The organism is Burkholderia cenocepacia (genome assembly GCF_900446215.1).
GTDB lineage: Bacteria > Pseudomonadota > Gammaproteobacteria > Burkholderiales > Burkholderiaceae > Burkholderia > Burkholderia cenocepacia.
The window spans coordinates 244,947-270,400 of the sequence record NZ_UAQZ01000014.1 but is presented as its reverse complement, the minus strand read 5'-3'; the positions used below and the strand labels follow the sequence as shown (position 1 = coordinate 270,400).

The window sequence follows — 25,454 nt, the reverse complement described above, 5'->3', positions numbered from 1 at the left end:
TCAGTCCCGATCGGACCCGATCGGACTCGGCCCGGCGGCGCGCAACGCGCCGTCTTCCGCCCCCCGGAGATGAGGAGACAGATTGATCATGAAGACCAAGCTGATGGCCGTCGCGGCCGCCGCGATCCTGGCTGCGCCGCTCGCGCATGCCGAGAAGATCGGCGTGACGATGGCATCGTTCGACGACACATTCCTGACCATCCTGCGCAACAGCATCGCCGATTCGGCGAAGAAGGACGGCGCGACGGTGCAGATCGAGGACGGCGGCAACGACGTCGGCAAGCAGTTGAGCCAGGTCCAGAACATGATCGCGCAGAAGGTCGACGCGATCATCGTGAACGCGGTCGATACCGATGCGACGCCGAAGATCACGAAGATGGTGACCGCCGCGAAGATCCCGCTCGTCTACGTGAACCGCAAGCCGGTCGATTTCGACAAGCTGCCGGCCGGCGTCGCGGTCGTCGCCTCCGACGAAAAGCAGTCGGGCACGCTGCAGGCGCGCCAGGTGTGCAAGCTGCTCGGCGGCAAGGGCGACATCCTCGTGCTGATGGGCGAGCTGTCCAACGAATCGGCGCGCGCCCGCACCAAGGACATCGAGGACGTGATCGCGACGAAGGATTGCGCGGGCATGAAGATCGTCGACAAGCGCGAAGGCAAGTGGAGCCGCACGCAGGGCCAGGACATCACGATGAACTGGCTGAGCTCCGGGACCAAGTTCGACGCGATCGTGTCGAACAACGACGAAATGGCGATCGGCGCGATCAACGCGCTGAAGGCCGCGCGCAAGCTCACGCCGAAGACCGTCGTCGCCGGCATCGACGCGACGCCGGACGGGCTTGCCGCGATGAAGGCCGGCGAGCTGAAGGTGTCGGTGTACCAGAACGCGACCGGGCAGGGCGCGCAGGCGGTGGCCGCGGCGCTCAAGCTCGCGAAGAAGCAGCCCGTCGATCGCTACGTGAACGTGCCGTTCGAGCTCGTGACGCCCGACAACATGAACCAGTACGCGAAGCACTGACCGGTTTTTCCGTTGAACTGCGCGGGCCCGGTACGCCGGGTTCGCGCGACTTGTCGAGGAACGTCCATGTTTACAGCCAGGATCGCGCGCCCGATGGCCGCCGGCGACGCGCCGGCGGCTTCGTCCGGGGCGGCCGGCGCGTCCGGTTCGCCGCCGCCTTCCGCGGCCGACTGCGTGCTCGAGGTGCGCGGGGTCGGCAAGTCCTTTCCCGGCGTCGTCGCGCTCGACGGCGTGCAGTTCCGCGTGCGCCGCGGCACCGTTCATGCGCTGATGGGCGAGAACGGCGCCGGCAAGTCCACGCTGATGAAGATCATCGCGGGCGTCTACACGCCCGACCAGGGCGAAATCCTGATCAACGGCGAACCGGTCGTGCTGAACGGCCCGCTCGACGCGCTCGACCGCGGGATCGCGATGATCCATCAGGAACTCAACCTGATGCCGTACATGACGGTCGCGGAGAACATCTGGATCCGCCGCGAACCGAAGAACCGCTTCGGCCTGATCGATCACGCCGAGCTGCGCCGCCGCACGGCCGCGCTGTTCGAGCGGCTGTCGATCGACATCGATCCGGAAACCGACGTGCGCACGCTGACGGTCGCGAGTCGCCAGATGGTCGAGATCGCGAAGGCCGTGTCGTTCGACTCGGACGTGCTGATCATGGACGAGCCGACCTCCGCGCTGACCGACAAGGAAGTCACGCACCTGTTCCGGATCATTCGCCAACTGCGCGAGCAGGGCAAGGGCATCGTCTACATCACGCACAAGATGAACGAGCTGTTCGAGATCGCCGACGAGTTCTCGGTGTTCCGCGACGGCAAGTACATCGGCACGCATGCGTCGAGCGACGTCACGCGCGACGACATCATCCGCATGATGGTCGGGCGCGAGATCACGCAGATGTTCCCGAAGGAGGACGTGCCGATCGGCGACGTCGTGCTGTCGGTGAAGGATCTCTGCGTCGACGGCGTGTTCCGCGACGTGAGCTTCGAGCTGCGCGCGGGCGAAATCCTCGGCGTCGCCGGCCTCGTCGGCTCGGGGCGCTCGAACGTCGCGGAGGCGCTGTTCGGCGTCGTGCCGGCCACCTCGGGCGAAATCCGCATCGACGGCAAGCCGGTGCGGATCGCGACGCCCGCGCAGGCGATGAAGCACGGGATGGCGTTCCTCACCGAGGACCGCAAGGATTCCGGCTGCTTCCTGAATCTCGACCTGCTCGCGAACATGGAAGCGGCGGTGCTCAGCCACCGCTACGTGAAGTTCAATTTCGTGCAGCAGGCGCAGTTGAAGCGCGACTGCGAGGAAATGAGCCGGATGCTGCGCGTGAAGTCGCCCGGGCTGCACGAGGAAATCCAGAACCTGTCGGGCGGCAACCAGCAGAAGGTGCTGATCGGCCGGTGGTTGCTCACGCAGCCGCGCATCCTGATCCTCGACGAACCGACCCGCGGCATCGACGTCGGCGCGAAGGCCGAGATTCACCGGCTCGTCAGCGCGCTCGCGGGCAAGGGCGTCGCGGTGCTGATGATCTCGTCCGAAATGCCGGAAGTGCTCGGGATGAGCGATCGCGTGATGGTGATGCACGAAGGGCGCATGACCGGCATCGTCGATCGCAAGGACGCCGACCAGGTCCGCATCATGGATCTCGCGTCGCGCTGAGCCGAAACAAGATTGGAGACAACTGAAATGGGCAACCTGAACCCGGTCGCGGATGCGCAGACCATGACACTCAAGTCGCGGCATACGAAGTGGCCGCCCGAACTGAGCATCTTCCTCGTACTGGTCGGCATCAGCCTGTTCTTCGAGATCGTCGGCTGGATCGTCGTCGGCCAGAGCTTCCTGTTCAATACCGAGCGGCTCGAGATCATCGTGCTGCAGATGGCCGTGATCGGCATCATCGCGGTCGGCGTGAACCTCGTGATCATCACCAGCGGGATCGACCTGTCGTCGGGGTCGGTCGTCGCGGCGGCCGCCGTCGTGTCGGCGAGCCTCGCGCAGGTGTCCGACTTCCCGCGTGCGGTGTTTCCGCACCTCACCGACTTGCCGATCATCTGGCCGGTGCTGGCCGGCGTGTGCGTCGGGCTGCTGGTCGGCCTGCTGAACGGCTCGCTGATCGCGATGACGGGCATCCCGCCGTTTATCGCGACGCTCGGCACGATGGTCGCCGCGCGCGGCTTCGCGAAGTGGTTCACCAACGGGATGCCGGTGTCGATGCTGACCGACCAGTTCGCGGCGATCGGCGCGGGCGCCAACCCGGTGATCATCTTTCTCGTGATCGCCGCGATCTTCCACGTCGTGCTGCGCTATACGCGCTTCGGCAAGTACACCTATGCGATCGGCGCGAACCGCCATGCGGCCGTCGTGTCGGGCATCAACGTCACGCGGCACCTGGTGTTCGTCTATGCGGTCGCGGGCCTGCTGAGCGGGATCGCCGGCACGGTGACGGCCGCGCGCGCGATCTCCGGCCAGTCGGGCATGGGCGTGATGTACGAGCTCGATGCGATCGCGGCCGTCGTGATCGGCGGCACGTCGCTGTCGGGCGGCCTCGGCCGCGTGACGGGCACCGTGATCGGCGTGCTGATCCTCGGCGTGATGACATCGGGCTTCACGTTCATCCGCATCGACGCGTACTACCAGGAGATGGTGAAGGGCGCGATCATCGTCGCGGCCGTGATCGCCGACCAGTACCGCAACAAGAAGTCGCGCCGTTGAGCGCGCGCGTGATCCCGAAATCAGACTTCGCATAGGACACCCGATGAAGATCGCGCTGGACCCCTACATGATTCGCCACCTGCCGCTCGACCGGCTGCCGCACGCGGTGGCCGAGCTCGGCTACGACCAGATCGAGCTGTCGCCGCGCAGCGACTTTCTCGACTGGTGGGTGATGCCGCGCGCGACGCGGGAACGCATGGCCGCGTTCCGCCAGGCGCTGCGCGCGAGCGGCGTCGGCCTCGCGTCGCTGCAGCCGATGTACCGCTGGGCAAGCCCGTTCGACGACGAGCGGCAATGGGCGGTGCGCTGCTGGCGGAAGGCGGTCGAGGTCGCGGTCGAGATGGAGTGCCCGCTGATGGTGTCGGAGTTCGGGCGCGGCGCGTCGCCCGAGCGCTCGGTCGGCGAGCGGCCGGGCGCGAACCCGAAGGAGCTGTGCGAGGCCGCGTGGTTCCGCTCGATGGACGAGCTGCTGCCGATCCTCGAGCGCGAACGCATCGTGCTGTCGGTCGAGCCGCATCCGGAGGACTGGATCGAGCAGTTGCAGCCGGCGATCGACATCGTCACGAACCTCGGTTCGCCGTCGCTGAAGCTGTCGTACATCGCGCCGCACACGTTCTACTACGGCGACGACATGGCCGCGATGATCGCGCAGGCCGCGCCGATCCTCGCGCACGTGCGCGTGGCCGACACGTTCGACCACCGCAAGAGCAGCCAGCTGCGCTACATCGTGAACCCGCCCGGCTCGAACCAGATCCGCGTGCACCAGCATCTCGACATCGGGCAGGGCGAGATCGACTGGGACGTGTTTTTCCGCGCGCTCGGCGCGGCCGGTTTCGACGGCGTGATGTCGTCGTGCGTGTTCGCGTGGGAAGACCGCGCGGAAGCCTCGTCGCGCTACATGCGCGACGCGATCCAGCGCTACGTCGATCGCCATTTCGATCGCACCGCGCGCTGAACGGCTGATGACCGATGACTGACCGGCGCGGCACGGGCCGCGTCGCTGATGAACGAACGACTGGAGAGAACTGCATGACCTTGCAAATCGGCGTGATCGGCTGCGGCGCGATCGGCCAGGACCACATCCGCAGACTGACCCGCACGCTGTCCGGCGCGCGCGTCGTGGCCGTCAACGACATCGATCCGCAGCAGGCGCGCGATGCGGTGACGAAGTACGGGCTCGACGCCGAGATCTACGGCGACGGCCACGAAGTGGTCGCGGCCGCCGACGTGCAGGCCGTGCTCGTCACGTCGTGGGGGCCGACGCACGAAGCGTTCGTGCTCGACGCGATCGCGCACGGCAAGCCGGTGTTCTGCGAGAAGCCGCTGGCCGTCACGGCCGACGGCTGCATGCGGATCGTCGAAGCGGAAGTCGCGCACGGCAAGCGGCTCGTGCAGGTCGGCTTCATGCGGCCGTACGACGAAGGCTATCGCGCGCTCAAGCGCGTGATCGACAGCGGCCAGATCGGCGCGCCGCTGATGCTGCATTGCGCGCACCGCAACCAGTCGGTCGGCGAGCGCTACACGACCGACATGGCGATCACCGACACGCTGATCCACGAACTCGACGTGCTGCGCTGGCTGCTCGGCGAGGACTACACGAGCGCGCAGGTCGTCTATCCGAAGAAGACGCGCCATGCGAGCGCGCATCTCGCCGATCCGCAGATCGTGCTGCTGGAGACCGCGAGCGGCGTGCGCATCGACGTCGAGATCTTCGTGAACTGCCAGTACGGCTACGACATCCAGTGCGAGGTGGTCGGCGAGCAGGGCATCGCGAAGCTGCCCGATCCGCCGGCCGTCGGGCTCAGGCATGCGGCGCGGCAGTCGGTCGAGATCATGACCGACTGGAAGGAGCGTTTCATCGCGTCGTACGACGTCGAACTGCAGGCGTTCATTGACGGCGTGCGGCAGGGTGCGCTGACCGGGCCGTCCGCGTGGGACGGCTACGCGGCGGCGGTCGCGGCCGACGCGTGCGTGCGGGCCCAGCAGAGCGGCGCGGTCGAGCCGATCGCGATGGCCGAGCGTCCCGCGTTCTATCGCGGCTGACCCGCGGCTGCGCGCCGCTTACTTGCCGGACCGACCGACATGACGATGAAGATTGGCTGCGCGCCCTGCTGCTGGGGCGTCGACGACGTGAAGAACCCGCACCTGCCGCCGTGGCGGCACGTGCTTGCCGAGGCCGCGCAGGCCGGCTACTCGGGCATCGAGCTCGGGCCGTACGGCTACATCCCGCTCGACCTCGACGCGGTGAGCGCGGAGCTCGAACGGCAACGCCTGAGCATCACGGCCGGCACGATCTTCGACGATCTCGTGGCGCCGGAGAACCTGCCGAACCTGCTGCGCCAGACGCGCGACATCTGCGCGCTGATCACGCAACTGCCGAAGCTGCCGACGCAGGGCGGCCAGCGCTACGCGGCGCCATACCTGGTCGTGATGGACTGGGGCCACGAGGAACGCGACTACGCGGCCGGCCACGGCGATCGCGCGCCGCGGCTGTCCGACGAGCGCTGGGCGCGGATGGTCGAGCATATCCGGCAGATCGCGACGATCGCGCGCGACGAGTTCGGCGTGCGCGCGGTGATCCATCCGCATGCGGGCGGCTACATCGAGTTCGCGGACGAGATCGACCGGATCGTCGCCGACATTCCGGCCGACATGGCGGGCCTGTGTCTCGACACCGGCCACCTGTATTACTCGGGCATGGACCCCGAAACGTGGTTGCGCCGCCATGCGGCACGGCTCGACTACGTGCACTTCAAGGATATCGACGCGGCCGTATACGACGCGGTGATGGGCGAGCACATCGCGTTCTTCGCGGCCTGCGCGCGCGGCGTGATGTGCCCGATCGGCACCGGCGTGCTCGACTACCCGGCGATCCGCCAGGCGCTCGTCGACATCGGCTACGCGGGCTACATCACGATCGAACAGGAGCGCGACCCGCGCAACGCCGGCACGAGCCTGCGCGACGTCGCCGCGAGCCGCGCGTTTCTCGCGTCGGCCGGTTTTGCATGATCCCCTGAACCCGCACCAGGAACACCACCATCATGATTGACGGACAGATTCTGCTTGGCCATTCGATTCGCTGGGGCATGGTCGGCGGCGGCCTCGGCAGCCAGATCGGCTACAGCCACCGGTCGGCCGCGCTGCGCGACGGCAGCTTCCAGCTGGTCGCCGGCGCATTCGACCTCGATCCCGAACGCGGCCGCCAGTTCGGCGTGAAGCTCGGCGTCGCGGCCGAGCGCTGCTATCCCGACTACGCGACGATGTTCGACGCCGAGGCGCGTCGCCCCGACGGCATTCGTGCGGTGTCGATCGCGACGCCGAACAACACGCACTTCGAGATCTGCCGCGCCGCGCTGAACGCGGGGCTGCACGTGGTCTGCGAGAAGCCGCTGTGCTTCACGACCGAGGAGGCCGAGGCGCTGCAGCGTCTGTCGGTCGAGAAGAACCGGATCGTCGGCGTCGCGTACGGGTATTCCGGACACCAGATGATCGAACAGGCGCGCGAGATGATCGCGCGCGGCGATCTCGGCGAGATCCGCATCGTGCAGATGCAGTTCGCGCACGGCTTCCACAGCGAGGGCGTCGAGGCCGCGAGCGCGGCCGCGCGCTGGCGCGTCGATCCGAAGTTCGCGGGCCCGAGCTACGTGCTCGGCGACATCGGCACGCATCCGCTGTACATCTCCGAGGTGATGGCGCCGGCACTGAAGATCCGGCGGCTGATGTGTTCGCGGCAGAGCTTCGTGAAGAGCCGCGCGCCGCTCGAGGACAACGCGTTCACGATCATGGAATACGACACCGGCGCGATCGGCTACGTATGGTCGAGCGCGGTGAATGCCGGCTCGATGCACGGGCAGAAGGTGCGCGTGATCGGCTCGAAGGCGAGCATCGAATGGTGGGACGAGCATCCGAACCAGTTGCGCTACGAAATCCAGGGGCAGCCCGCGCAGGTGCTCGATCGCGGGATGCCGTACCTCCATCCGCACGCATTGCGCGAAGACCGCATCGGCGCCGGGCATCCGGAAGGGTTGTTCGAGGCCTGGTCGAACCTCTACGCGCGCTTCGCGCTCGCAATGGACGCGGCCGATCGCGGCGACATGGCGGCGGTGAAGGCCATCCGTATTCCGGACGTGCACGCCGGTGTCGAGGGCGTACGCTGGGTCGAGAATTGCGTGCGTTCGGCCGATGCGGGCAGCGTGTGGGTCGACTATCGTTGAAACGGGGGCGGGCCGGCTGCGCCGCGCGTCGTCGCGTTTGGTCGCGTTTTTTCGCGACCGCCGGCCTCGGTAGACGCCCTAATCTTTACGACGCCGCGAGCGCGTTGGACAATCGTTTCCAGTCTTGCCGTGGAGCGTGTGCAAGTGATGATCGAGCGCGTGGGAGCGAGCAGGCGGCGCGGGCCGTGCCGCAAACGTGATTAAATTCGCCCTTCATGCATGTATCCAGTCGAGCCCCGGGCCGCGCCGGCCAGCCACGCGCGCGCACCGGGGCCGTCAACTTCGCGCTATCCGATGAGTTCATCCGAGAAACCTCCCGCCACCGTCGAGGCGTTCCTGCAGCACCTGACGCAGGAGTACGACGGCCTCAGCAATCGCCTGAAGGTGATCGCGCGCCACGTGGAAACGCATCGGGACCAGCTTGGGCTGGAAGGCATCCAGTCGCTCGCGGAGGCCTGCGGCGTGCAGCCGTCGGCCGTCGTGCGCTTCGCGAAGCACTTCGGCTTCTCCGGGTTCTCCGAGATGCAGCGGCTGTTCCGCGAAGGGCTCGCGCAGCAGATCGCGCCGGGGCGCGCGTACAACCTGCGGCTGCGCGACGTGATCGAGGCCGGCTCGTCGAGCCTGCAGCCCGAACAGATCGCCGACGAATTCATCAAGGGCAGCATTGCCGGGATGCAGCAGTTGCGGCAGACGCTCGATTCGCAGGCGCTCGCGCAGGCCGTCGACCTGCTCGCCGATACGCAGGCGATCTGGATCGCCGGGTCGCGGCGCGCGTTCCCGATCGCCGTGTATCTCGACTATGCGTTGCAGCACACGGACAAGCGCATCGGGCTGTTCAGCGCGCTCGGCAGCATGCATCTCGGCCAGATCCGGTCGGTGCGCGAGGGCGACGTGATGATCGCGATCTCGTTCATGCCGTATGCGGACGAGACCGTGCAGGTCGCGCAGCAGGCCGCGCAGCGCGGCGCGCGCTTGATCGCGATCACCGACAGCCGGATGAGCCCGCTCGCGCGGGAGGCGGAAGTGACGCTGATGGTGCAGGACAGCGCGACGTTCGGTTTTCGTGCACTGACGGCCACGATGGGCCTCGCGCAGAGCCTGTTCGTCGCGCTCGCGTACCGGCTCGAGCTGTCGTACCTGCCGACCGCCGACGGTGCGCACGGCACGAAGGCCGGTTGATCCCGGCTGCCGGTGCGCCGTCCGCCGAACGCGGCGGCGGAGGGCGCTCCGGCCGGCTTACTTCGCGGTCGGCATCGCGAATTCGGCGCCCTTGCCGATGCTCGACGACCAGCGCTGCATCACCGACTTCTGGCGCGTGTAGAAGCGCACGCCTTCCTCGCCGTACGCGTGCATGTCGCCGAACAGGCTCTTCTTCCAGCCGCCGAAGCCGTGCCATGCCATCGGCACCGGAATCGGCACGTTGATGCCGACCATCCCCACCTGGATGCGCCGCGCGAATTCGCGCGCGATCCCGCCGTCGCTCGTGAAGCACGACACGCCGTTGCCGAACTCGTGCGCGTTGATCAGGTCGACCGCTTCGCCGAAATCCTTCACGCGCACGCAGCCGAGCACCGGCCCGAAGATCTCTTCCTTGTAGATCCGCATGTCGGGTTTCACGTGATCGAACAGCGTGCCGCCGGTGAAGAAGCCTGCCTCGCGGCCCGGCACGCGCAGCCCGCGGCCGTCGACCACCAGTTGCGCGCCTTCGTTCACGCCTTGCTCGATATAGCCTTCGATGCGCTTCAACGCTTCGCCGGTGACGATCGGGCCCATCTCGACTTCCGGCGACATCCCGTCGCCGATCACCAGCTTGCGCGCGCGCTCGGCGACGGCCGGCACGATCTTGTCGGCCACGTCGCCGACCAGCACCGCGATGCTGATCGCCATGCAGCGCTCGCCGGCCGAGCCGTACGCGGCGCCGATCAGCGCGTCGACGGCCTGGTCGATGTTCGCATCGGGCATCACGACGAGGTGGTTCTTCGCGCCGCCGAGCGCCTGCACGCGCTTGCCCGACTGCACCGCGCGCTGCTGCACGTAGGCCGCGATCGGCGTCGAGCCGACGAAGCTGACGGCCTGCACGTCCGGGTGGTCGAGGAGGGCATCGACCGCGCCCTTGTCGCCCTGCACGACGTTGAACACGCCGGCGGGCAGGCCTGCCTGCGTGAGCAGGTCGGCGATGAACAGCGCGGCCGACGGGTCGCGCTCGCTCGGCTTCAGCACGAACGTGTTGCCCGTCGCGAGCGCGACCGGGAACATCCAGCACGGCACCATGCACGGGAAGTTGAACGGCGTGATGCCCGCGACGACGCCGAGCGGCTGGCGCATCGTCCAGTTGTCGATGCCGGTGCTGACCTGGTCGGTGAAGTCGCCTTTCAGCAGTTGCGGCACGCCGCACGCGAATTCGATGATGTCGATGCCGCGTGCGACTTCACCCTGCGCGTCCGAGAACACCTTGCCGTGCTCGGCGGTGATGATCGCCGCGAGCGTGTCGCGGTGCTCGTTCATCAGCTGCAGGAAGCGGTGCAGCACGCGCGCGCGGCGGATCGGCGGCGTGTCGGCCCAGGCCGGGAACGCGGCACGGGCCGACGCGACGGCCCGTTCGACCTCGTCGTTGCCGGCGAGCGCGACGCGGCGCACCGCGCGACCGAGAGCGGGATTGAAGACGTCCTGGAAGCGGCCGCTGCGGCCGGCGACGGGCGCGCCGTCGAGGTAGTGGCCGACGTCGGCGTCGGACGTATAGGCGGGAACCGTGGTCATGCGTGTCTCCTGGGAATAGGGGGTGGACGGAACCTAGTCTAGGCAAAGCGGCAGGGCGCGAGAAGGCCGCGAAACTTGATTCACTGTTCAGAATTCTGAATAATCGGTGGATGAATCAGCAAAATGTCCACGCGCTCTGGCCGCATATCCATTCGCTGACGGTGCTGGCCGCGGCCGGCAGTTTCACCGCTGCCGCGCAGCGGCTCGGCATCAGCAAGGCCGCGATGAGCCAGCGCATCGCCGATCTCGAAAAGGCGGCCGGCGTGCCGCTCGTGCGCCGCACCACGCGCAGCGTGCGGCTCACCGACGCGGGCCAGACGCTCGTCGACAGCACGCGCGACGCGTTCGAGTCGATCGGCCAGCACTTCGCGCGCGTGAAGGATCTCGCCGGCGAGCCGCGCGGGCTGCTGCGCGTGACGGCGCCGGTCGCGCTCGGCCGCCAGCAGGTCGTGCCGCACCTGCCCGATTTCCTGCGCCAGCATCCGGGCGTACAGATCGAGCTCGACCTGTCGGACCGCCTGCATTCGCTGACGCAGGAGGGCTTCGACCTCGCGATCCGCCATACGACCACCGCGCCGCAGACCCACGTCGCATGGAAGCTGTGCGACACGCGTTCGCTGCTGGTCGCGAGCCGCGACTATCTCGACGCGCGCGGCGCGCCGCGCCACCCGAGCGAACTCGTCGATCACAGCTGCCTGTGCTACCTGCGCGACAACGAGCCGGCCGCGTGGAGCTTCGAGCCGGACGGCCGCCGGCGCCAGCGCGTGAGCGTGCCGGTGCGCGGCAGTTTCGCGGCGAACAACAGCGAGGCGATGCGCGAGGCCGCGCTCGGCGGGCTCGGCATCGCGCTGCTGCCGGACTTCAGCGCGCGGCGCGATCTCGACGCCGGCCGGCTCGTCGCGCTGCTCGACGGCTGGCGGCCGTCGGGCGCGTTCGGCGACCACATTTTCGCGATTCGTCCGTACAGCCCGGTCGTGCCGAGCGCGGTGCGCGCGCTCGTGCGGCATCTGCGCGACCGGCTCGCGGGCGGCTTTTCCGGCGCGTGAGCCGGGCGCCGGCGGGCGCCCGGCCGTGGGCGGGCCGGGCAGGCGCCGCGGCGCTGCGGTAAAATCGCGGCTTCCTCCCGCGCCGTGTGTGGCGCGTCATTCGAAGGTCGACAGCCGATGCAGATTCACAAGGAAGTGGACGCGCGCGGGCTCAATTGCCCGTTGCCGATCCTGCGTGCCAAGAAAGCGCTTGCCGATATGGAAAGCGGGCAGATCCTCAAGGTGCTCGCGACCGATCCGGGCTCGCAGCGCGATTTCGCCGCGTTCGCGAAGCAGACGGGCAACGAGATCGTCGAATCGACGACCCAGGACAAGACCTTCGTGTTCCTGATGCGTCGCCGCTGACGGCGCGCGTCGCACGTCCCGCCGCGCCGGGCTCCTGGCCGGCGCGCTTGACCGGCCGCACCTGACCGGGCGCCCCTAGCCGGGCGCCCCTAGCCGGGCGCCCCTAGCCGGGCGCCCCTAGCCGGGCGCCCCTCTCTGACAATTCTTAAACCTCGTTGCGTGACCGGCTGCGTATACTGACCCGGCCGGTCGTCCGCTCCCAGCGGAGGCGCCGGCCACGGTACGTCGTACGGCGGGCACGGGGGCCATGCCTGACGCTACCGTCGTACAACGGGGAGAGGACATGTCCTTCAGACCAGGGACCCTTCGAAGTCCGTCCGGAGCGGAAAGCATTGCGCCCGTGCGCACCTCGGAATTGAGCCGGATCGAGCTCGATCCGCAACAGGACCGCCACGCGCGTGCCGCGCTGGAGGCGTATGCGGATTCGGCCGCGGCCGAGATGCCGTGGCTGGCCGAATGGCTCGACGAACGGCTGCGCGACGCCGCGCGGGACGACGGCTCCGGCCTGACCTACTGCGGTGCGACGATCGAACGCGTGTTCGATCTGGCGCAGGCATGGGCGGCGGGCCAGCCCGACTATGCAGCCCATGCCTGGGAGCGGGTGCGCGACCAGCTGCAGCGGATGCTTGCGCAATCGCCGCTGTCGGAGTCGCCGTCGCCACGCATGCCGATCGACGATTTTGCCGAGCCGGTGGCCGGCATCGCGGGCGCCGAATAGGCGCCCGGTTGCGCAACAGAAAGGATTATTCGAAGAAAGGGCGATAGTCCGCGCAATTTCTTGGCGAATTTCATACTACTATGATGAAATCGCCGGTTCGTCCGTGCCCCGTTTTTGAGATATTTGACCGGGGTCGCCGGTTTGCGCAGGTGGCGCGAGCGGCGAACGACGGCTCGCCGGCCGGTATCCGGACGCCGCGCGCAGGCTGCGCGGCCGGGGCAGGCGCGGGAGCCGGATGGACGAATCGACTTCGATTTGCGGGGTGCTATGAGAATTGCTGTACTGGATGACGATCCGGCCCAGACGGATTTCGTCAGTCAAACGCTGACGGCCGTTGGCCATACGTGCTATGCGTTCAAGGAAGGCAAGGCCCTGAAGAAGCGCCTGCAGCGCGAGACGTTCGATCTGCTGGTGCTCGACTGGAACGTGCCCGACATGTCCGGCGAGGAAGTGCTCAAGTGGGTGCGCGCCAATCAGACCGAGCACAGCCTGCCGATCATCTTCATGACGAGCCGCGACGACGAGGCGGGGATCACGCAGATCCTCAACGCCGGCGCCGACGATTACGTGGTCAAGCCCGTGTCGGGCCCGATCCTGCGCGCGCGCATCGGTTCGCTGCTGCGCCGCGCGTATCCGGTCAACGCCGAGGCGACCGTCCGCGAATTCGACCAGTTCCGTTTCGACGTGAACCTGAAGCAGGCGTACGTCGGCGACAAGGCCGTGAGCCTCACGCAAAAGGAATTCGAGCTCGCGCTGCTGCTGTTCCAGCATCTCGACCGGCCGCTGTCGCGCGCGCACATTCTCGACCTCGTGTGGAAGCAGGCGACCGACATCCCGTCGCGCACGATGGATACGCATATTTCGATGCTGCGCACCAAGCTCGGCCTGCGGCCCGAAAACGGCTACCGTCTGGCGCCGATCTACGGGTACGGCTACCGGCTCGAGCGGGTCGGCCAGGGGGAACCGGAGTGACCATGCGAATCACGCAGCGCACGGCGAGCGTGCGCACGGCGGCGCTGCGCGCCGCCTGCGCGGTCGCGTTGGCGTTCACCGCGCAGCAGGCCGCGGCGCAGCCGCCCGCCGCCGCGGGCAAGACGGTCGTCTATCGCACGCAGGCGGGCGACACGCTGTACGACGTCGCCGCGCGCTACCTGCAGGGCGCGGACGACTGGCAACTGCTCCAGCAGATCAACGGCGTGCCGGCGCCGAAGCACCTGCAGCCCGGCGTCGCGCTGAAGCTGCCGGTCGCGCGGCTGCGCAAGGAAAAGCTCACCGCACGCGTGATCGCGGTGCAGGGCACGGCCGAGCGCGCGTCCGGCGCGGCTTTCGCGCCGCTCGCGAACGATGCGACGCTCGCCGAAGGCGACCGCGTGCGCACCGGCCCGAACGGCTTCGTGACGATCGAGCTGACCGACGGCACGCACATGAGCCTGCCGCCCGACAGCCAGCTCGACCTGAAGTCGCTGCGCCGCACGGTGCTGACCGGCACGCTCGATCGCGAGTTCGAACTCACGCGCGGCTCGGTCGACAGCGAAGTCACCCACCTGAAGAAGCGCGACGACCGCTTCCAGATCCGCTCGCCGTCGGTCGTGGCCGGCGTGCGCGGCACGCGTTTTCGCGTGAACTACGACGCGGCCGGCAATGCGGCGACGCGCGTCGAAGTGCTCGACGGCACCGTCGGCGTCGCGGGTGGCCGGCAGGCGGCCGGCGCGACCCTCGTGCATGCGAACTTCGGCAGCGTCGCGACGTCGTCCGGCGCGGTCGGTGCGCCCGTCCAGCTGCTGGGCGCGCCCTCGCTCGCGCATCCCGACAAGGTGCAGGACGAGCCCGACGTCGCATTCGACGTCGCGCCGCTCCCGCGGGCGCACGCGTATCGCGTGCAGCTCGCGCACGACGCGGGGCTGCTCGACCTGTTCCGCGAAACGCGCACCGATTCGCCGCGTGCGGTGTTCCGCGACGTGCCGAACGGGAATTACTTCGTGCGGATCGCCGCGATCGATGCGAACGGCCTCGAAGGGCTGCCGCGCACCTATGCGTTCGAGCGCCGCGTGATGGGGCTCGATGCGAGCGCGTCGCAAGGCGCGGGCGGTTACGAGTTCCGCTGGTCGCCGAACGGTTCGGGCAAGGGGGCGCGTTACCGGTTCGTGCTGTCGCGCTCGAAGGACCTGAGCGCGCCGGTCGTCGATCAGGTCGGCCTGCACGCGCGCCAGATCACCGTCGCGCACCTGCCGCCGGGCGACTATTTCTGGGCCGTGACCGTCGAGGAATTCGAAGGCGGCAAGTTCTACGAGAAGACCAGTCCGGTCAGCGCGTTCACGTTGTCGCGCTGACCCGCGGCGCATGAAACCCGACTCCGTTTCTCCGCGGCGGCGCCTCGGCCGCCGCTTCCTGATCGAATGGATCGCGATCGGCTGTCTCGGGATCGCGGTGATTCTCGCGTGCGCGCTCGGCCGCCTGTCGTCGAGCGTCGACGGGCTGATCTACGACCGGCTGCTGATGCTGCGCAGCCTGCCGCTGTCGCCCGACGTGGTCGTCGTCGACATCGACAACCAGAGCGTGTCCGCGCTCGGTCGCTGGCCGTGGCCGCGCGACGTGCATGCACGGCTGCTCGACACGCTCGCGCGCGCGCAGCCGGCCGCCGTCGTCTACGACGTGCTGTTTACCGAACCGTCGCCGGAGGATCGCACGTTCGCGGATGCGATGAGCCGCGTGCCGACTTTCCTGCCGGTGCTGTTGAGCCCCGAGCAGGCGGACGGCACGCGCTCGGTCGATCCGCCGGTCGCCGCGCTCGCCGCGCGCGCGACGGGGCTCGGCCATATCAATCTCGAAGTCGATCGCGACGGCATCGTGCGCAGCGTCGCGCTGTTCGAAAGCGACGGGCGCGTGCGCTGGCCGCAGCTGATGGTGCCCGTCTATCGGGCGATCCAGGCCGGCCGGCTGCACCCGGTCGGCGGCGTGCCCGGCGCGAACGCGCACGACCTGTCGCGCGATGCGGCGGGCGACGGCCGCTACCTGATCCCGTTCAGCCGCAATACGCCCGCGTATCCGACGCTGTCGTTCGACGACGTGCTCGAAGGGCGCGTGAAGCCCGACGCGCTGCGCGGCAAGATCGTCGTCGTCGGCGTGACCGCGTCGGGGCTGTACGACCGCTTCGCGACGCCGGTGTCCGGCGAGTTCGGCCCGCTCGCCGGCGTGTACATCCATGCGAACGTGCTCGACATGCTGGCAACCGGCAGCGCGATCTCGCCCGCGTCGCGCGCGGGGCTGTTCGTCGCGTCGCTGCTGCCGCTCGCCGTGTTGCTCGGGGGCTTCCTGATGCTGTCGCCGTGGCGCGCGCTGCTGCTGACGCTGAGCCTGGCCGCGCTCGCCGTCGTCGCGAGCCTCGTGCTGCTGTTCGAGGCGCGCATCTGGCTCACGCCGGCGCCGGCGATCTTCGGGTTGATTGCCGTCTACCCGATCTGGAACTGGCGGCGGCTCGAAATGACGATGTCGTACCTGCGTCGCGAGCTGCAGAAGCTTGCCGACGAACCGCACCTGCTGCCGGAGGCGCCGCGTACGCGCAGCGTCGGCGGCGACGTGCTGGAGCGGCAGATGGCGCTGATGGCGCAGGCCGCGCAGCGCGTGCAGGACATGAAGCGCTTCGTGTGGGACAGCCTCGACAGCATGCCCGAGCCGATCTTCGTGACCGATCTCGCGGGCACCGTGCTGATCGCGAACCATGCGGCGAAACGCTACGGGTCGCGGCTCGCGTTGCCGCTGCCGGAAGGGCGGCCGCTGCGCACCGCGCTTGGCGAGCTGACGTTCATGAAGACCGTCGACGGCAACGCCGAGCACGACGCGGCGATCCGCGAGCACTGGCCGGCCGTGCTCGATCCGACGCTCGAGGCCGAGCACGACGCGATGGCGCGCGGCATCGAGGTGCGCGATCGCGACGGGCTCGACCATCTGCTACGCTACGCGGCGTGTACCAACGCGCAAGGGCGCGTGACCGGCTGGATTGCCGGCCTCGTCGACGTGACCGAGCTGCACGCGGCCGAGCGGCAGCGCGAGGAAGCGCTGCACCTGCTGTCGCACGACATGCGCTCGCCGCAGTCGTCGATCCTCGCGCTGGTCGAGATCGAGCGCGACCGCGTCGAGAGCGACGCGATGCGCGGGCTGCTCGCGCGGATCGAGCGCTATGCGCACCGCGCGCTGTCGCTCGCCGACGAGTTCGTGCAGCTGGCGCGCGCCGAGTCGCAGGCGTACCAGCTCGAGGTGACGAGCCTCGTCGACGTGCTGATCGATGCGAGCGACGAGGTGTGGCCGCAGGCGCAGGCGAAACACATCCGCGTCGAGACCGGCGTGGGCACCGACATGTGCTGGGTGCGCGCGGACCGTTCGCTGATCACGCGCGCCTTCGTGAACCTGCTGAACAATGCGGTCAAATACAGTCCGTCCGACACGGTGATCACGTGTACGCTGACGGTCGAACACGCATCGAAGCGGATGTTCTGTACGATTCGCGATCAGGGGTACGGCATTGCGCCGGAAGATCAGCGGCATCTGTTCGAGCGTTTCAAGCGATTCCATGCCGGCGAGCGGCCCGAAATCTCGGGTTCCGGGCTCGGCATGGCGTTCGTGAAGACGGTCGTCACGCGCCATGGGGGCAGCGTGTCGGTCGACAGCGAAGTGGGTGTCGGCACCGCGGTGACGGTGTCGCTGCCCGCGATCGACGAGCCGTCCGCCTGACAGGGCCGGGCGCGACGGCAGGCATTTGGGGAAAGTCATGAGAAAGCAATGGGCAGCGACCGCGCTGGCGGCGTCGCTGTTGACGGGTTGCGCCGGCGTGACGACCGGCGTGAGCGCGGTCGGGCAGCCGAATGCATTTGCATCCGGTGCGCACGGCTACGATTTCGTGCGGACGGCCGCACAGGCGGGCGATGCCGAGTACCGGCAGATCGAGACGCTGGTGCGCGACGAGCTCGCGCGCCGCGGCTTCGATGCGCAGCCGCTCAAGGACGCGCGTTACCGGTTGTCGATCGCGTATGCGACGCAGCCGGCGGCGGTCGCGGCGATCGCCGAGCGGTGCGGCGCGGCGAGCAGCGCCTGCGTGACGGTCGACGGGCCCGCGCCGCTCGCGCTGCCGTTCATGGGGCGCGTGTACCGCCACGTGCTGACGCTGCGTTTCGTCGATGCGAAATCCGGCGCCGACGTCTATCGCGTATCGGCCTCGCTGCGCGACCGCGATCCGGGCACGCAGCAGGCCGCGCCGGCGCTCGTGAAGAGCGCGCTGGCGAAGGTGCCGTTCGGCGACGGCAGCGGCTGGCTGGTCAAGACGAAAAAAGACGACGCGGGCGGCATGCCGGGCGTCGTCTCGGTGAAGCCGGCCGACGCGCGCTGAAGCGGTGGCCGTGAGGTGAGGGCGGGCCCGCCGGGGCGCGCCCTTGCCGCGTTCAGACGGTCGGTTGAGCGCCGTCGCGCGTGCGCAGGTACGTCTCGAACTCCGCACCGACTTCCGGGTGGCGCAGCGCGAATTCGACCGTCGCCTTCAGGTAGCCGAGCTTGCTGCCGCAGTCGTAGCGCGTGCCCTGATACTTGTAGGCCAGCACCTGTTCGTCGGCGAGCAGCGCCTGGATCGCGTCGGTGAGCTGCAGCTCGCCGCCCGCGCCCGGCTTTAGCGCGCGCAGGTGCTCGAAAATCCGCGGCTTCAGGATGTAGCGGCCGACCACGCCGAGGTTCGACGGCGCGACTTCCGGCGCCGGCTTCTCGACGATCGCCGACATCTTGACGATCGACTCTTCCCATTCCTTGCCGTCGACGATGCCGTACGACTTCGTCTCCGACGGCGGGATCTCTTCGACGCCGATCACCGAGCTGTGATAGTGGTCGAACACGTCGACCATCTGCTTCATCACCGGCGGGTTGCCGTCGAGCAGGTCGTCCGCGAGGATCACCGCGAACGGGTTGTCGGCAACCAGCTTTTCCGCGCACAGCACCGCGTGGCCGAGGCCGAGCGCCTCCGGCTGGCGCACGTAGAAGCAGTCGACGTGGCTCGGCTTGATGCTGCGCACCAGCTCGAGCAGCTTTTCCTTGCCGCGCGCCTCGAGTTCGGCCTCGATCTCGTACGACTTGTCGAAGTGATCCTCGATCGCGCGCTTGCTGCGCCCGGTGACGAAGATCATCTCGGTGATGCCCGCCGCGATCGCTTCCTCGACCGCATACTGGATCAGCGGCTTGTCGACGACCGGCAGCATCTCCTTCGGGCTCGCCTTCGTTGCCGGGAGGAACCGCGTGCCGAGACCGGCAACGGGGAATACCGCCTTGGTGACTTTCAACATGATCGAACCTTTATTCCTGTAATCGACTTGTCAGACGGTCTATGTTCACGTTCGCATTATAGTGAACGCAAACGACCTTACCGTTTGTTACGCAGGCAACCGATCGAGCTGCGCACGCAGTTTTTCGAGCGTGCGCTGGAATTCCGCGACGCGTTTCTGCTCCTGTTCGACCACGGCCGGCGGGGCTTTCGCGACGAAAGCCTCGTTGCCGAGCTTCGCGTTGCACTTCGCGATCTCGCCCGTCAGGCGCGTGATTTCCTTCGACAGGCGCTCGCGTTCGGCCGCGACGTCGATTTCCACCTTCAGCACCAGCTTGTTCGGGCCGACGATCGCGATCGGCGCGCCGTGCGCTTCCTTGTCGAGCGCCGCTTCGTCCGCGAGGATCTGTACTTCCGACAGGCGCGCGAGCGCCTGGACGTACGGCGCGAACGAGCGCAGGCGCTCGGCGTCGCCCGCCGCGAGCAGCGGCACCTTGGTGGCCGGCGACAGGTTCATCTCGCCGCGCAGGTTGCGGCACGCGTCGACGATCGCCTTCAGGTCGGCCGCCCACTGCTCGGACGCCTCGTCGAGCTTCTGCAGGTTCGCGACCGGATACGCCTGCGTCATCAGCGACGCTTCGCCTTCGGCCTTGCCCTGCGGATAGCGGCCGGCGAGCGGCGCGACCTTCTGCCAGAGCGCTTCGGTGATGAACGGGATGACCGGGTGCGCGAGGCGCAGCACCGTTTCCAGCACGCGCAGCAGCGTGCGGCGGGTGGCGCGCTGCTGTTCCGGCGTGCCGTTCTGGATCTGTACCTTCGCGAGTTCGAGATACCAGTCGCAGTACTCGTCCCACACGAACTTGTAGATGCTGCTCGCGATGTTGTCGAAGCGGTAATCGGCGAAACCCTTCGCGATGTCGGCTTCGGTGCGCTGCAAGAGCGACACGATCCAGCGGTCGGCCGCGGAGAAGTCGAGGTAGCCGCCGGGGCCGCAGTCGCCCGCGCCGCACACTTCCGGCTTGTCGTTGCCGCAGTCGTGGCCTTCGCAGTTCATCAGCACGAAGCGCGTCGCGTTCCACAGCTTGTTGCAGAAGTTGCGATAGCCTTCGCAGCGCGCGAGGTCGAAATTCACGTTGCGGCCGAGCGTCGCCATCGACGCCATCGTGAAGCGCAGCGCGTCGGTGCCGAACGCGGGGATGCCGTCCGGGAATTCCTTGCGCGTCTTCTTCTCGATGGTCGCGGCCTGCTTCGGGTTCATTAGGCCCGTCGTGCGCTTCGCGACCAGCGACTCGAGGTCGATGCCGTCGACGATGTCGATCGGGTCGAGCGTGTTGCCCTTGCTCTTCGACATCTTCTGGCCTTCCGCGTCGCGCACGAGGCCGTGCATGTAGACGGTATGGAACGGCACCTTGCCGGTGAAGTGCGTGGTCATCATCACCATCCGGGCGACCCAGAAGAAGATGATGTCGAAGCCGGTGACGAGCACCGACGACGGCAGGAAGTGCTTCAGTTCGGGCGTTTCGTTCGGCCAGCCGAGCGACGAGAACGGCACGAGCGCCGACGAGAACCACGTGTCGAGCACGTCTTCGTCACGCTTGAGCGCGCCCGTGTAACCCTTCGCGGCGGCTTGCGCGCGCGCGTCTTCCTCGTTGCGCGCGACGAACACCTCGCCGTTCTCGCCGTACCACGCGGGAATCTGGTGGCCCCACCACAGCTGGCGCGAGATGCACCAGTCCTGGATGTTCTCGAGCCACTGGTAGTACGTGGTCGTCCAGTTTTCCGGGACGAACTTGATCTGGCCGTCGCGCACCACGTCGAGCGATACTTCGGTGATCGACTTGCCCGGATTGAACGTGCCTTCCGGCGCCGGCTTCGTCATCGCGACGAACCACTGGTCGGTCAGCAGCGGCTCGATCACGACGCCCGTGCGGTCGCCGCGCGGCACCATCAGCTTGTGCGGCTTCACGGAGTCGAGGAACCCCTGCGCGTCGAGGTCGGCGACGATCGCCTTGCGCGCGTCGAAGCGGTCGAGGCCGCGATACTGCTCGGGGCCGTTGTCGTTGATCTTCGCGTCGAGCGTCAGGATCTCGATCGGTGCGAGCTTGTGGCGCACGCCGACCTGGTAGTCGTTGAAGTCGTGCGCGGGCGTGACCTTCACGACGCCCGTGCCGAATTCGCGGTCGACGTAGTCGTCGGCGATCACCGGGATCTCGCGGCCGGTCAGCGGCAGCGTGACGCGTTGGCCGATCAGGTGCGCGTAGCGTTCGTCTTCCGGATGGACCATCAGCGCGACGTCGCCGAGCATCGTCTCGGGGCGCGTGGTGGCGACGGTCAGCGAGCCCGAGCCGTCGACGAGCGGGTAGCGGATGTGCCACAGGTGGCCGTTTTCCTCTTCGCTGACGACTTCGAGGTCCGACACGGCGGTGAGCAGCACCGGATCCCAGTTGACGAGGCGCTTGCCGCGGTAGATCAGCCCTTGTTCGTACAGCGTGACGAACACGTCGCGCACGGCGGCCGACATCTTGTCGTCCATCGTGAAGTATTCGCGCGACCAGTCGGTCGATGCGCCGAGGCGGCGCACCTGGTCGGTGATCGTCGAGCCGGATTTCTGCTTCCATTCCCACACGCGCTCGACGAACTTCTCGCGGCCGAGATCGTGGCGCGACACGCCCTGCGCGTCGAGCTGGCGTTCGACGACGATCTGGGTCGCGATCCCCGCGTGGTCGGTGCCGGGCACCCACAGCGTGTTCTCGCCGAGCATCCGGTGGTAGCGGGCGAGGCCGTCCATGATCGTCTGGTTGAACGCGTGGCCCATGTGCAGCGTGCCCGTCACGTTCGGCGGCGGCAACTGGATCGCGAAATCGGGGCGGGACGGATCGAATGCCGGGGCGGCATAGCCGCGTTTTTCCCACTCCGGCCCCCATTGGGACTCGATGGTATGGGGCTCGAAGCTCTTCGCAAGCGTGTTGTCGCTCATGTTGGAAATCTGCCGAAAAATGCGTGAATTGGATGCCGAATCTGACAATTATAAATGGATGCCCATCGGCCAGCCATCGCCTTGCCGGCGCGGGCCTGTCGGGACGCGCGCGCAACCGGCCTGCAACGCGCATGCGACCTGCGACCGGACGGATCGGAAACGGCATCGCGCGGCCGACTTATAATGTCGGGTCCGCATTTTTCTCGCCCGTCAGCTGCCGCTCCATGCCCGATCTGCTCGCCAATCTGAACCCCGAACAACTCGCCGCCGTCACGTTGCCGAACGAACCGGCGCTGATCCTCGCAGGGGCGGGCAGCGGCAAGACCCGCGTGCTGATCACGCGCATCGCGTGGCTGATCCAGCAGGGCTATGCGTCGCCGCCCACCGTGCTCGCCGTCACCTTCACGAACAAGGCCGCGCGCGAGATGATGGCGCGCCTGTCGGCGATGATGCCGATCGACACGCGCGGGATGTGGATCGGTACGTTCCACGGCTTGTGCAACCGGATGCTGCGTACGCACTGGCGCGACGCCGGCCTGCCGCAGACCTTCCAGATCCTCGACACGGCCGACCAGCTGTCCGCGATCAAGCGGCTGATGAAGGCGGCGAACGTCGACGACGAAAAGTACCCGCCGAAGAACGTCCAGTACTTCATCAACAACGCGAAGGAGCAGGGGCTGCGCCCGGACAAGGTCGACGCGACCGACAACTTCAACCGCAAGTTCGTCGAGCTGTACCAGGCGTACGACCAGCAGTGCCAGCGCGAAGGCGTTGTCGATTTCCCCGAGCTGCTGCTGCGCTGCTACGAGCTGCTCGCGTACAACGCGCCGCTGCGCGCGCACTATCAGGCGCGCTTCCGGCACATCCTCGTCGACGAGTTCCAGGACACCAACAAGCTGCAGTACGCGTGGCTCAAGATGCTCGCGGGCGGCGAGAACGCGATCTTCGCGGTCGGCGACGACGACCAGTCGATCTACGCGTTCCGCGGCGCGAACGTCGGCAACATGCGCGACTTCGAAGACGAATTCCGCGTGCGCAACCTGATCAAGCTCGAGCAGAACTACCGGTCGCACGGCAACATCCTCGACGCGGCGAACCAGCTGATCTCGAACAACGCGCACCGCCTCGGCAAGAACCTGCGCACCGACGCCGGCCACGGCGAACCGGTGCGCGTGTACGAAGCCAGCACGGATTCGCAGGAAGCCGGCTGGATCGTCGAGGAGATCCGCTCGCTGATCAATACCGGGATGGCGCGCAGCGAAGTGGCCGTCCTGTACCGCAGCAACGCGCAGTCGCGCTCGATCGAGCACACGCTGATGTCGTCGGGCATTCCGTACCGCGTGTACGGCGGCCTGCGCTTTTTCGAGCGGCAGGAAGTGAAGCACGCGCTCGCGTACCTGCGCCTGATCGACAACCCGAACGACGACACGGCATTCGCGCGCGTCGTGAATTTCCCGACGCGCGGCATCGGTGCGCGCTCGATCGAGCAACTGGCCGACGCCGCGCGCCTGTACGGCTGCTCGATGGCCGCGGCGATTCCGTACGTGACCGGCAAGGCCGGCACGAGCCTCGGCGGGTTCGCGAACCTGATCGCGAAGATGCGGGCCGACACGCAGCACATGAACCTGCCCGACACCGTCGAGCACATCGTACGCGCGAGCGGTCTCGCCGATTTCTACCAGGGCGAGCGCGAAGGGCAGGATCGCCTCGAGAACTTGCAGGAACTCGTGAACGCGGCCACCGCGTTCATCGCCGAGGAAGGTTACGGGCTCGACACGCCGGCCCGTTCGATCCCGCTGCGCGCGGGGGCGATCGCGGCGCCCGAACTCGGTACCGCGACGGACGATCCGGCGGTCGACGTGCTCGATCCCGCCTCGCCCGCCGACCCTGCACAGAACCCCGACACGATGACGCCGCTCGCCGGCTTCCTGTCGCATGCGTCGCTGGAGGCCGGCGACAACCAGGCGCAGGCCGGCCAGGACGCCGTGCAGCTGATGACGGTGCACGCGGCGAAGGGGCTCGAGTTCTCGGCCGTGTTCATCACGGGGCTCGAGGAAGGGTTGTTCCCGCACGAGAACAGCGTGCTCGAATCGGACGGCCTCGAGGAAGAGCGCCGGCTGATGTACGTCGCGATCACGCGCGCGAAGGAGCGGCTCTACCTGTCGTTCGCGCAAAGCCGGATGCTGCACGGCCAGACCCGCTACAACGTGCGCTCGCGCTTCTTCGACGAGTTGCCCGAGCACGTGTTGAAGTGGCTCACGCCGAAGGTCGAGGCCGGCTCGCGCTGGGGCGGACGTTCGGACAACGCCGGGTACGGGCGCGACTGGTTCGCGCGGCCGGGCGGCGGCAGTCGCGAGCAGATCGTCGACGCGGCCGTGTCCGCGCCGCTGCCCGCGTTCGCGGACAAGCAGCGCGCGGCCGACGCCGGCTTCCGGGTCGGCCAGCAGGTGTTCCATACCAAGTTCGGCGAAGGCACGGTCACCGCACTCGAAGGCAACGGCACCGATGCGAAGGCGCAGGTGAAGTTCAAGCGCCACGGCGAGAAATGGCTCGCGCTGGCGGTCGCGAAACTGCAGGCGGTGGAATGATGGACGTCGACATGATCGTGACGCCCGCCGCGCGTCCGCTCGGCATCCTGGCCGCGCTGCCCGAGGAGCTCGGCGACCTGATCGCCGCGATGCGCGCCGACGGCGCGATGAAGACGGTCACGCTCGGCCGCCGCGATTATCACGTCGGCACCGTGCACGGCGCGGCCTGCGTCGTCACGCTCGCGCGGGTCGGCAAGGTCGCGGCCGCCGCGACGGTCAGCGCGCTGATCCATGTGTTCGGCGTGTCGGGCGTGGTGTTCACCGGCGTCGCGGGCGGTGTGTCGCGCACGGTGCGGGTGGGCGACGTCGTCGTGGCCGATACGCTGCTGCAGCACGATCTCGATGCGTCGCCGCTCTTTCCGCGTTACGAGGTGCCGCTGCTCGGCATCACGCGTTTCGCGACCGACGCGGCGCTGACGGCCCGCTTGCGGGCCGCGTGCACGCTGTTCGTCGAGGAGGAGGGCGCGCAGTTCGCCGAGCGCTTCGGGCTCGCCGGTGCGGCGCTGCACGCGGGGCTCGTCATCAGTGGCGACCGCTTCGTGTCGAGCGAGCGCGAAGTCGTCGCGCTGCGCGACGCGCTGCCGGATGCGCTCGCGGTCGAAATGGAAGGCGCGGCGATCGCGCAGGTGTGCGCGGAACACGACGTGCCGTTCGCGCTCGTGCGCACGATCTCCGATACGGCCGACGATCACGCGACGCAGTCGTTCTCGCACTTCCTGTCGGCGATCGCGAGCAGCTATTCGTCCGGCATCCTCAAGCGTTTCCTGACGCTGCATGCGACGACGGCGGCCTGAAG

20 protein-coding genes are annotated in these 25,454 nt (G+C 68.0%); 17 read left to right on the top strand and 3 right to left on the bottom strand.

What is annotated here, in order from left to right:
• Nucleotides 1–88 precede the first annotated feature (88 nt).
• The 8 genes from DTA15_RS27950 to DTA15_RS27915 all read left to right on the top strand — a co-directional run bounded on the left by DTA15_RS27950 (nucleotide 89) and on the right by DTA15_RS27915 (nucleotide 9,111).
• The gene (locus DTA15_RS27950) at nucleotides 89–1,015 is read left to right on the top strand and encodes a sugar ABC transporter substrate-binding protein (protein ID WP_012492538.1); all 927 of its coding nucleotides are present in this window, start codon (nucleotides 89–91) and stop codon (nucleotides 1,013–1,015) included.
• Nucleotides 1,016–1,081: 66 nt separating this feature from the next.
• Entirely contained in the window at nucleotides 1,082–2,665 is a 1,584-nt protein-coding gene (locus DTA15_RS27945) for a sugar ABC transporter ATP-binding protein (protein ID WP_012492539.1), read from the top strand.
• Nucleotides 2,666–2,692: 27 nt separating this feature from the next.
• A complete protein-coding gene (locus tag DTA15_RS27940) occupies nucleotides 2,693–3,718 on the top strand; it encodes an ABC transporter permease (RefSeq protein WP_006488918.1) in 1,026 nt (341 codons plus the stop codon).
• Nucleotides 3,719–3,761: 43 nt separating this feature from the next.
• On the top strand, nucleotides 3,762–4,673 hold the full coding sequence (locus tag DTA15_RS27935; RefSeq protein WP_006488926.1) for a sugar phosphate isomerase/epimerase family protein: 912 nt from the start codon (nucleotides 3,762–3,764) through the stop codon (nucleotides 4,671–4,673).
• Nucleotides 4,674–4,747: 74 nt separating this feature from the next.
• Nucleotides 4,748–5,761, top strand: coding sequence for a bifunctional inositol 2-dehydrogenase/D-chiro-inositol 1-dehydrogenase (gene iolG / locus DTA15_RS27930; RefSeq protein WP_006488925.1), 1,014 nt, complete (start codon nucleotides 4,748–4,750; stop codon nucleotides 5,759–5,761).
• Between the two features lie 39 nt (nucleotides 5,762–5,800).
• Entirely contained in the window at nucleotides 5,801–6,727 is a 927-nt protein-coding gene (locus DTA15_RS27925) for a TIM barrel protein (protein ID WP_006488923.1), read from the top strand.
• Nucleotides 6,728–6,759: 32 nt separating this feature from the next.
• On the top strand, nucleotides 6,760–7,932 hold the full coding sequence (locus DTA15_RS27920; protein ID WP_006488917.1) for a Gfo/Idh/MocA family protein: 1,173 nt from the start codon (nucleotides 6,760–6,762) through the stop codon (nucleotides 7,930–7,932).
• Between the two features lie 294 nt (nucleotides 7,933–8,226).
• Nucleotides 8,227–9,111, top strand: a complete 885-nt coding sequence (locus DTA15_RS27915; RefSeq protein ID WP_006488922.1) for a MurR/RpiR family transcriptional regulator — start codon at nucleotides 8,227–8,229, stop codon at nucleotides 9,109–9,111.
• Between the two features lie 57 nt (nucleotides 9,112–9,168).
• On the opposite strand, the gene DTA15_RS27910 is transcribed toward DTA15_RS27915, so the two are convergent.
• Nucleotides 9,169–10,689, bottom strand: a complete 1,521-nt coding sequence (locus DTA15_RS27910; protein ID WP_006488924.1) for a CoA-acylating methylmalonate-semialdehyde dehydrogenase — start codon at nucleotides 10,687–10,689, stop codon at nucleotides 9,169–9,171.
• 110 nt (nucleotides 10,690–10,799) lie between these two features.
• Here DTA15_RS27910 and DTA15_RS27905 point away from each other — a divergent pair, with 110 nt between their 5' ends.
• The 7 genes from DTA15_RS27905 to DTA15_RS27875 all read left to right on the top strand — a co-directional run bounded on the left by DTA15_RS27905 (nucleotide 10,800) and on the right by DTA15_RS27875 (nucleotide 18,178).
• Nucleotides 10,800–11,735: a LysR family transcriptional regulator gene (locus DTA15_RS27905; protein WP_012492541.1), complete on the top strand. Its 936-nt coding sequence runs from the start codon at nucleotides 10,800–10,802 to the stop codon at nucleotides 11,733–11,735.
• 117 nt (nucleotides 11,736–11,852) lie between these two features.
• Nucleotides 11,853–12,080 carry a sulfurtransferase TusA family protein gene (locus DTA15_RS27900; protein WP_006402122.1) on the top strand — a complete coding sequence of 76 codons (228 nt, stop codon included), beginning with the start codon at nucleotides 11,853–11,855 and terminating at the stop codon, nucleotides 12,078–12,080.
• A 283-nt stretch (nucleotides 12,081–12,363) separates the two neighbouring features.
• The gene (locus DTA15_RS27895; protein WP_012492542.1) at nucleotides 12,364–12,798 is read left to right on the top strand and encodes a hypothetical protein; all 435 of its coding nucleotides are present in this window, start codon (nucleotides 12,364–12,366) and stop codon (nucleotides 12,796–12,798) included.
• A 267-nt stretch (nucleotides 12,799–13,065) separates the two neighbouring features.
• Nucleotides 13,066–13,770 (top strand): response regulator transcription factor, encoded by a 705-nt coding sequence (locus tag DTA15_RS27890; protein ID WP_006490421.1) that lies wholly within the window; start codon nucleotides 13,066–13,068, stop codon nucleotides 13,768–13,770.
• Nucleotides 13,767–15,128 carry a FecR family protein gene (locus DTA15_RS27885; protein WP_012492544.1) on the top strand — a complete coding sequence of 454 codons (1,362 nt, stop codon included), beginning with the start codon at nucleotides 13,767–13,769 and terminating at the stop codon, nucleotides 15,126–15,128. Before DTA15_RS27890 ends, DTA15_RS27885 begins: the two co-directional genes overlap by 4 nt.
• Before the next feature lie 10 nt (nucleotides 15,129–15,138).
• Complete coding sequence (locus tag DTA15_RS27880; protein WP_006490408.1) at nucleotides 15,139–17,526, top strand: CHASE2 domain-containing protein; 2,388 nt, start codon at nucleotides 15,139–15,141, stop codon at nucleotides 17,524–17,526.
• Nucleotides 17,527–17,563: 37 nt separating this feature from the next.
• A complete protein-coding gene (locus DTA15_RS27875; protein WP_006490440.1) occupies nucleotides 17,564–18,178 on the top strand; it encodes a DUF4136 domain-containing protein in 615 nt (204 codons plus the stop codon).
• Between the two features lie 52 nt (nucleotides 18,179–18,230).
• Here the strand turns inward: DTA15_RS27875 and galU are convergent, their stop codons facing one another.
• The gene (gene galU / locus DTA15_RS27870; protein WP_006490437.1) at nucleotides 18,231–19,115 is read right to left on the bottom strand and encodes a UTP--glucose-1-phosphate uridylyltransferase GalU; all 885 of its coding nucleotides are present in this window, start codon (nucleotides 19,113–19,115) and stop codon (nucleotides 18,231–18,233) included.
• 87 nt (nucleotides 19,116–19,202) lie between these two features.
• Nucleotides 19,203–22,070, bottom strand: a complete 2,868-nt coding sequence (locus DTA15_RS27865) for a valine--tRNA ligase (protein ID WP_006490439.1) — start codon at nucleotides 22,068–22,070, stop codon at nucleotides 19,203–19,205.
• 224 nt (nucleotides 22,071–22,294) lie between these two features.
• On the opposite strand from DTA15_RS27865, the gene DTA15_RS27855 reads away from it, so the two are divergent.
• A complete protein-coding gene (locus DTA15_RS27855; RefSeq protein ID WP_006490410.1) occupies nucleotides 22,295–24,658 on the top strand; it encodes a UvrD-helicase domain-containing protein in 2,364 nt (787 codons plus the stop codon).
• Nucleotides 24,658–25,452 (top strand): 5'-methylthioadenosine/adenosylhomocysteine nucleosidase, encoded by a 795-nt coding sequence (locus tag DTA15_RS27850; RefSeq protein WP_370448169.1) that lies wholly within the window; start codon nucleotides 24,658–24,660, stop codon nucleotides 25,450–25,452. Before DTA15_RS27855 ends, DTA15_RS27850 begins: the two co-directional genes overlap by 1 nt.
• Nucleotides 25,453–25,454: the final 2 nt, after the last annotated feature.

What these genes read in the sequence shown, in the direction of transcription:
- DTA15_RS27950 (WP_012492538.1), top strand. Translation starts at nt 89, where the DNA reads ATGAAGACCAAGCTGATGGCCGTCGCGGCCGCCGCGATCCTGGCTGCG.
- DTA15_RS27945 (WP_012492539.1), top strand. Translation starts at nt 1,082, where the DNA reads ATGTTTACAGCCAGGATCGCGCGCCCGATGGCCGCCGGCGACGCGCCG.
- DTA15_RS27940 (WP_006488918.1), top strand. Translation starts at nt 2,693, where the DNA reads ATGGGCAACCTGAACCCGGTCGCGGATGCGCAGACCATGACACTCAAG.
- DTA15_RS27935 (WP_006488926.1), top strand. Translation starts at nt 3,762, where the DNA reads ATGAAGATCGCGCTGGACCCCTACATGATTCGCCACCTGCCGCTCGAC.
- iolG (WP_006488925.1), top strand. Translation starts at nt 4,748, where the DNA reads ATGACCTTGCAAATCGGCGTGATCGGCTGCGGCGCGATCGGCCAGGAC.
- DTA15_RS27925 (WP_006488923.1), top strand. Translation starts at nt 5,801, where the DNA reads ATGACGATGAAGATTGGCTGCGCGCCCTGCTGCTGGGGCGTCGACGAC.
- DTA15_RS27920 (WP_006488917.1), top strand. Translation starts at nt 6,760, where the DNA reads ATGATTGACGGACAGATTCTGCTTGGCCATTCGATTCGCTGGGGCATG.
- DTA15_RS27915 (WP_006488922.1), top strand. Translation starts at nt 8,227, where the DNA reads ATGAGTTCATCCGAGAAACCTCCCGCCACCGTCGAGGCGTTCCTGCAG.
- DTA15_RS27910 (WP_006488924.1), bottom strand. Translation starts at nt 10,689, where the DNA reads ATGACCACGGTTCCCGCCTATACGTCCGACGCCGACGTCGGCCACTAC.
- DTA15_RS27905 (WP_012492541.1), top strand. Translation starts at nt 10,800, where the DNA reads ATGAATCAGCAAAATGTCCACGCGCTCTGGCCGCATATCCATTCGCTG.
- DTA15_RS27900 (WP_006402122.1), top strand. Translation starts at nt 11,853, where the DNA reads ATGCAGATTCACAAGGAAGTGGACGCGCGCGGGCTCAATTGCCCGTTG.
- DTA15_RS27895 (WP_012492542.1), top strand. Translation starts at nt 12,364, where the DNA reads ATGTCCTTCAGACCAGGGACCCTTCGAAGTCCGTCCGGAGCGGAAAGC.
- DTA15_RS27890 (WP_006490421.1), top strand. Translation starts at nt 13,066, where the DNA reads ATGAGAATTGCTGTACTGGATGACGATCCGGCCCAGACGGATTTCGTC.
- DTA15_RS27880 (WP_006490408.1), top strand. Translation starts at nt 15,139, where the DNA reads ATGAAACCCGACTCCGTTTCTCCGCGGCGGCGCCTCGGCCGCCGCTTC.
- DTA15_RS27875 (WP_006490440.1), top strand. Translation starts at nt 17,564, where the DNA reads ATGAGAAAGCAATGGGCAGCGACCGCGCTGGCGGCGTCGCTGTTGACG.
- galU (WP_006490437.1), bottom strand. Translation starts at nt 19,115, where the DNA reads ATGTTGAAAGTCACCAAGGCGGTATTCCCCGTTGCCGGTCTCGGCACG.
- DTA15_RS27865 (WP_006490439.1), bottom strand. Translation starts at nt 22,070, where the DNA reads ATGAGCGACAACACGCTTGCGAAGAGCTTCGAGCCCCATACCATCGAG.
- DTA15_RS27855 (WP_006490410.1), top strand. Translation starts at nt 22,295, where the DNA reads ATGCCCGATCTGCTCGCCAATCTGAACCCCGAACAACTCGCCGCCGTC.
- DTA15_RS27850 (WP_370448169.1), top strand. Translation starts at nt 24,658, where the DNA reads ATGGACGTCGACATGATCGTGACGCCCGCCGCGCGTCCGCTCGGCATC.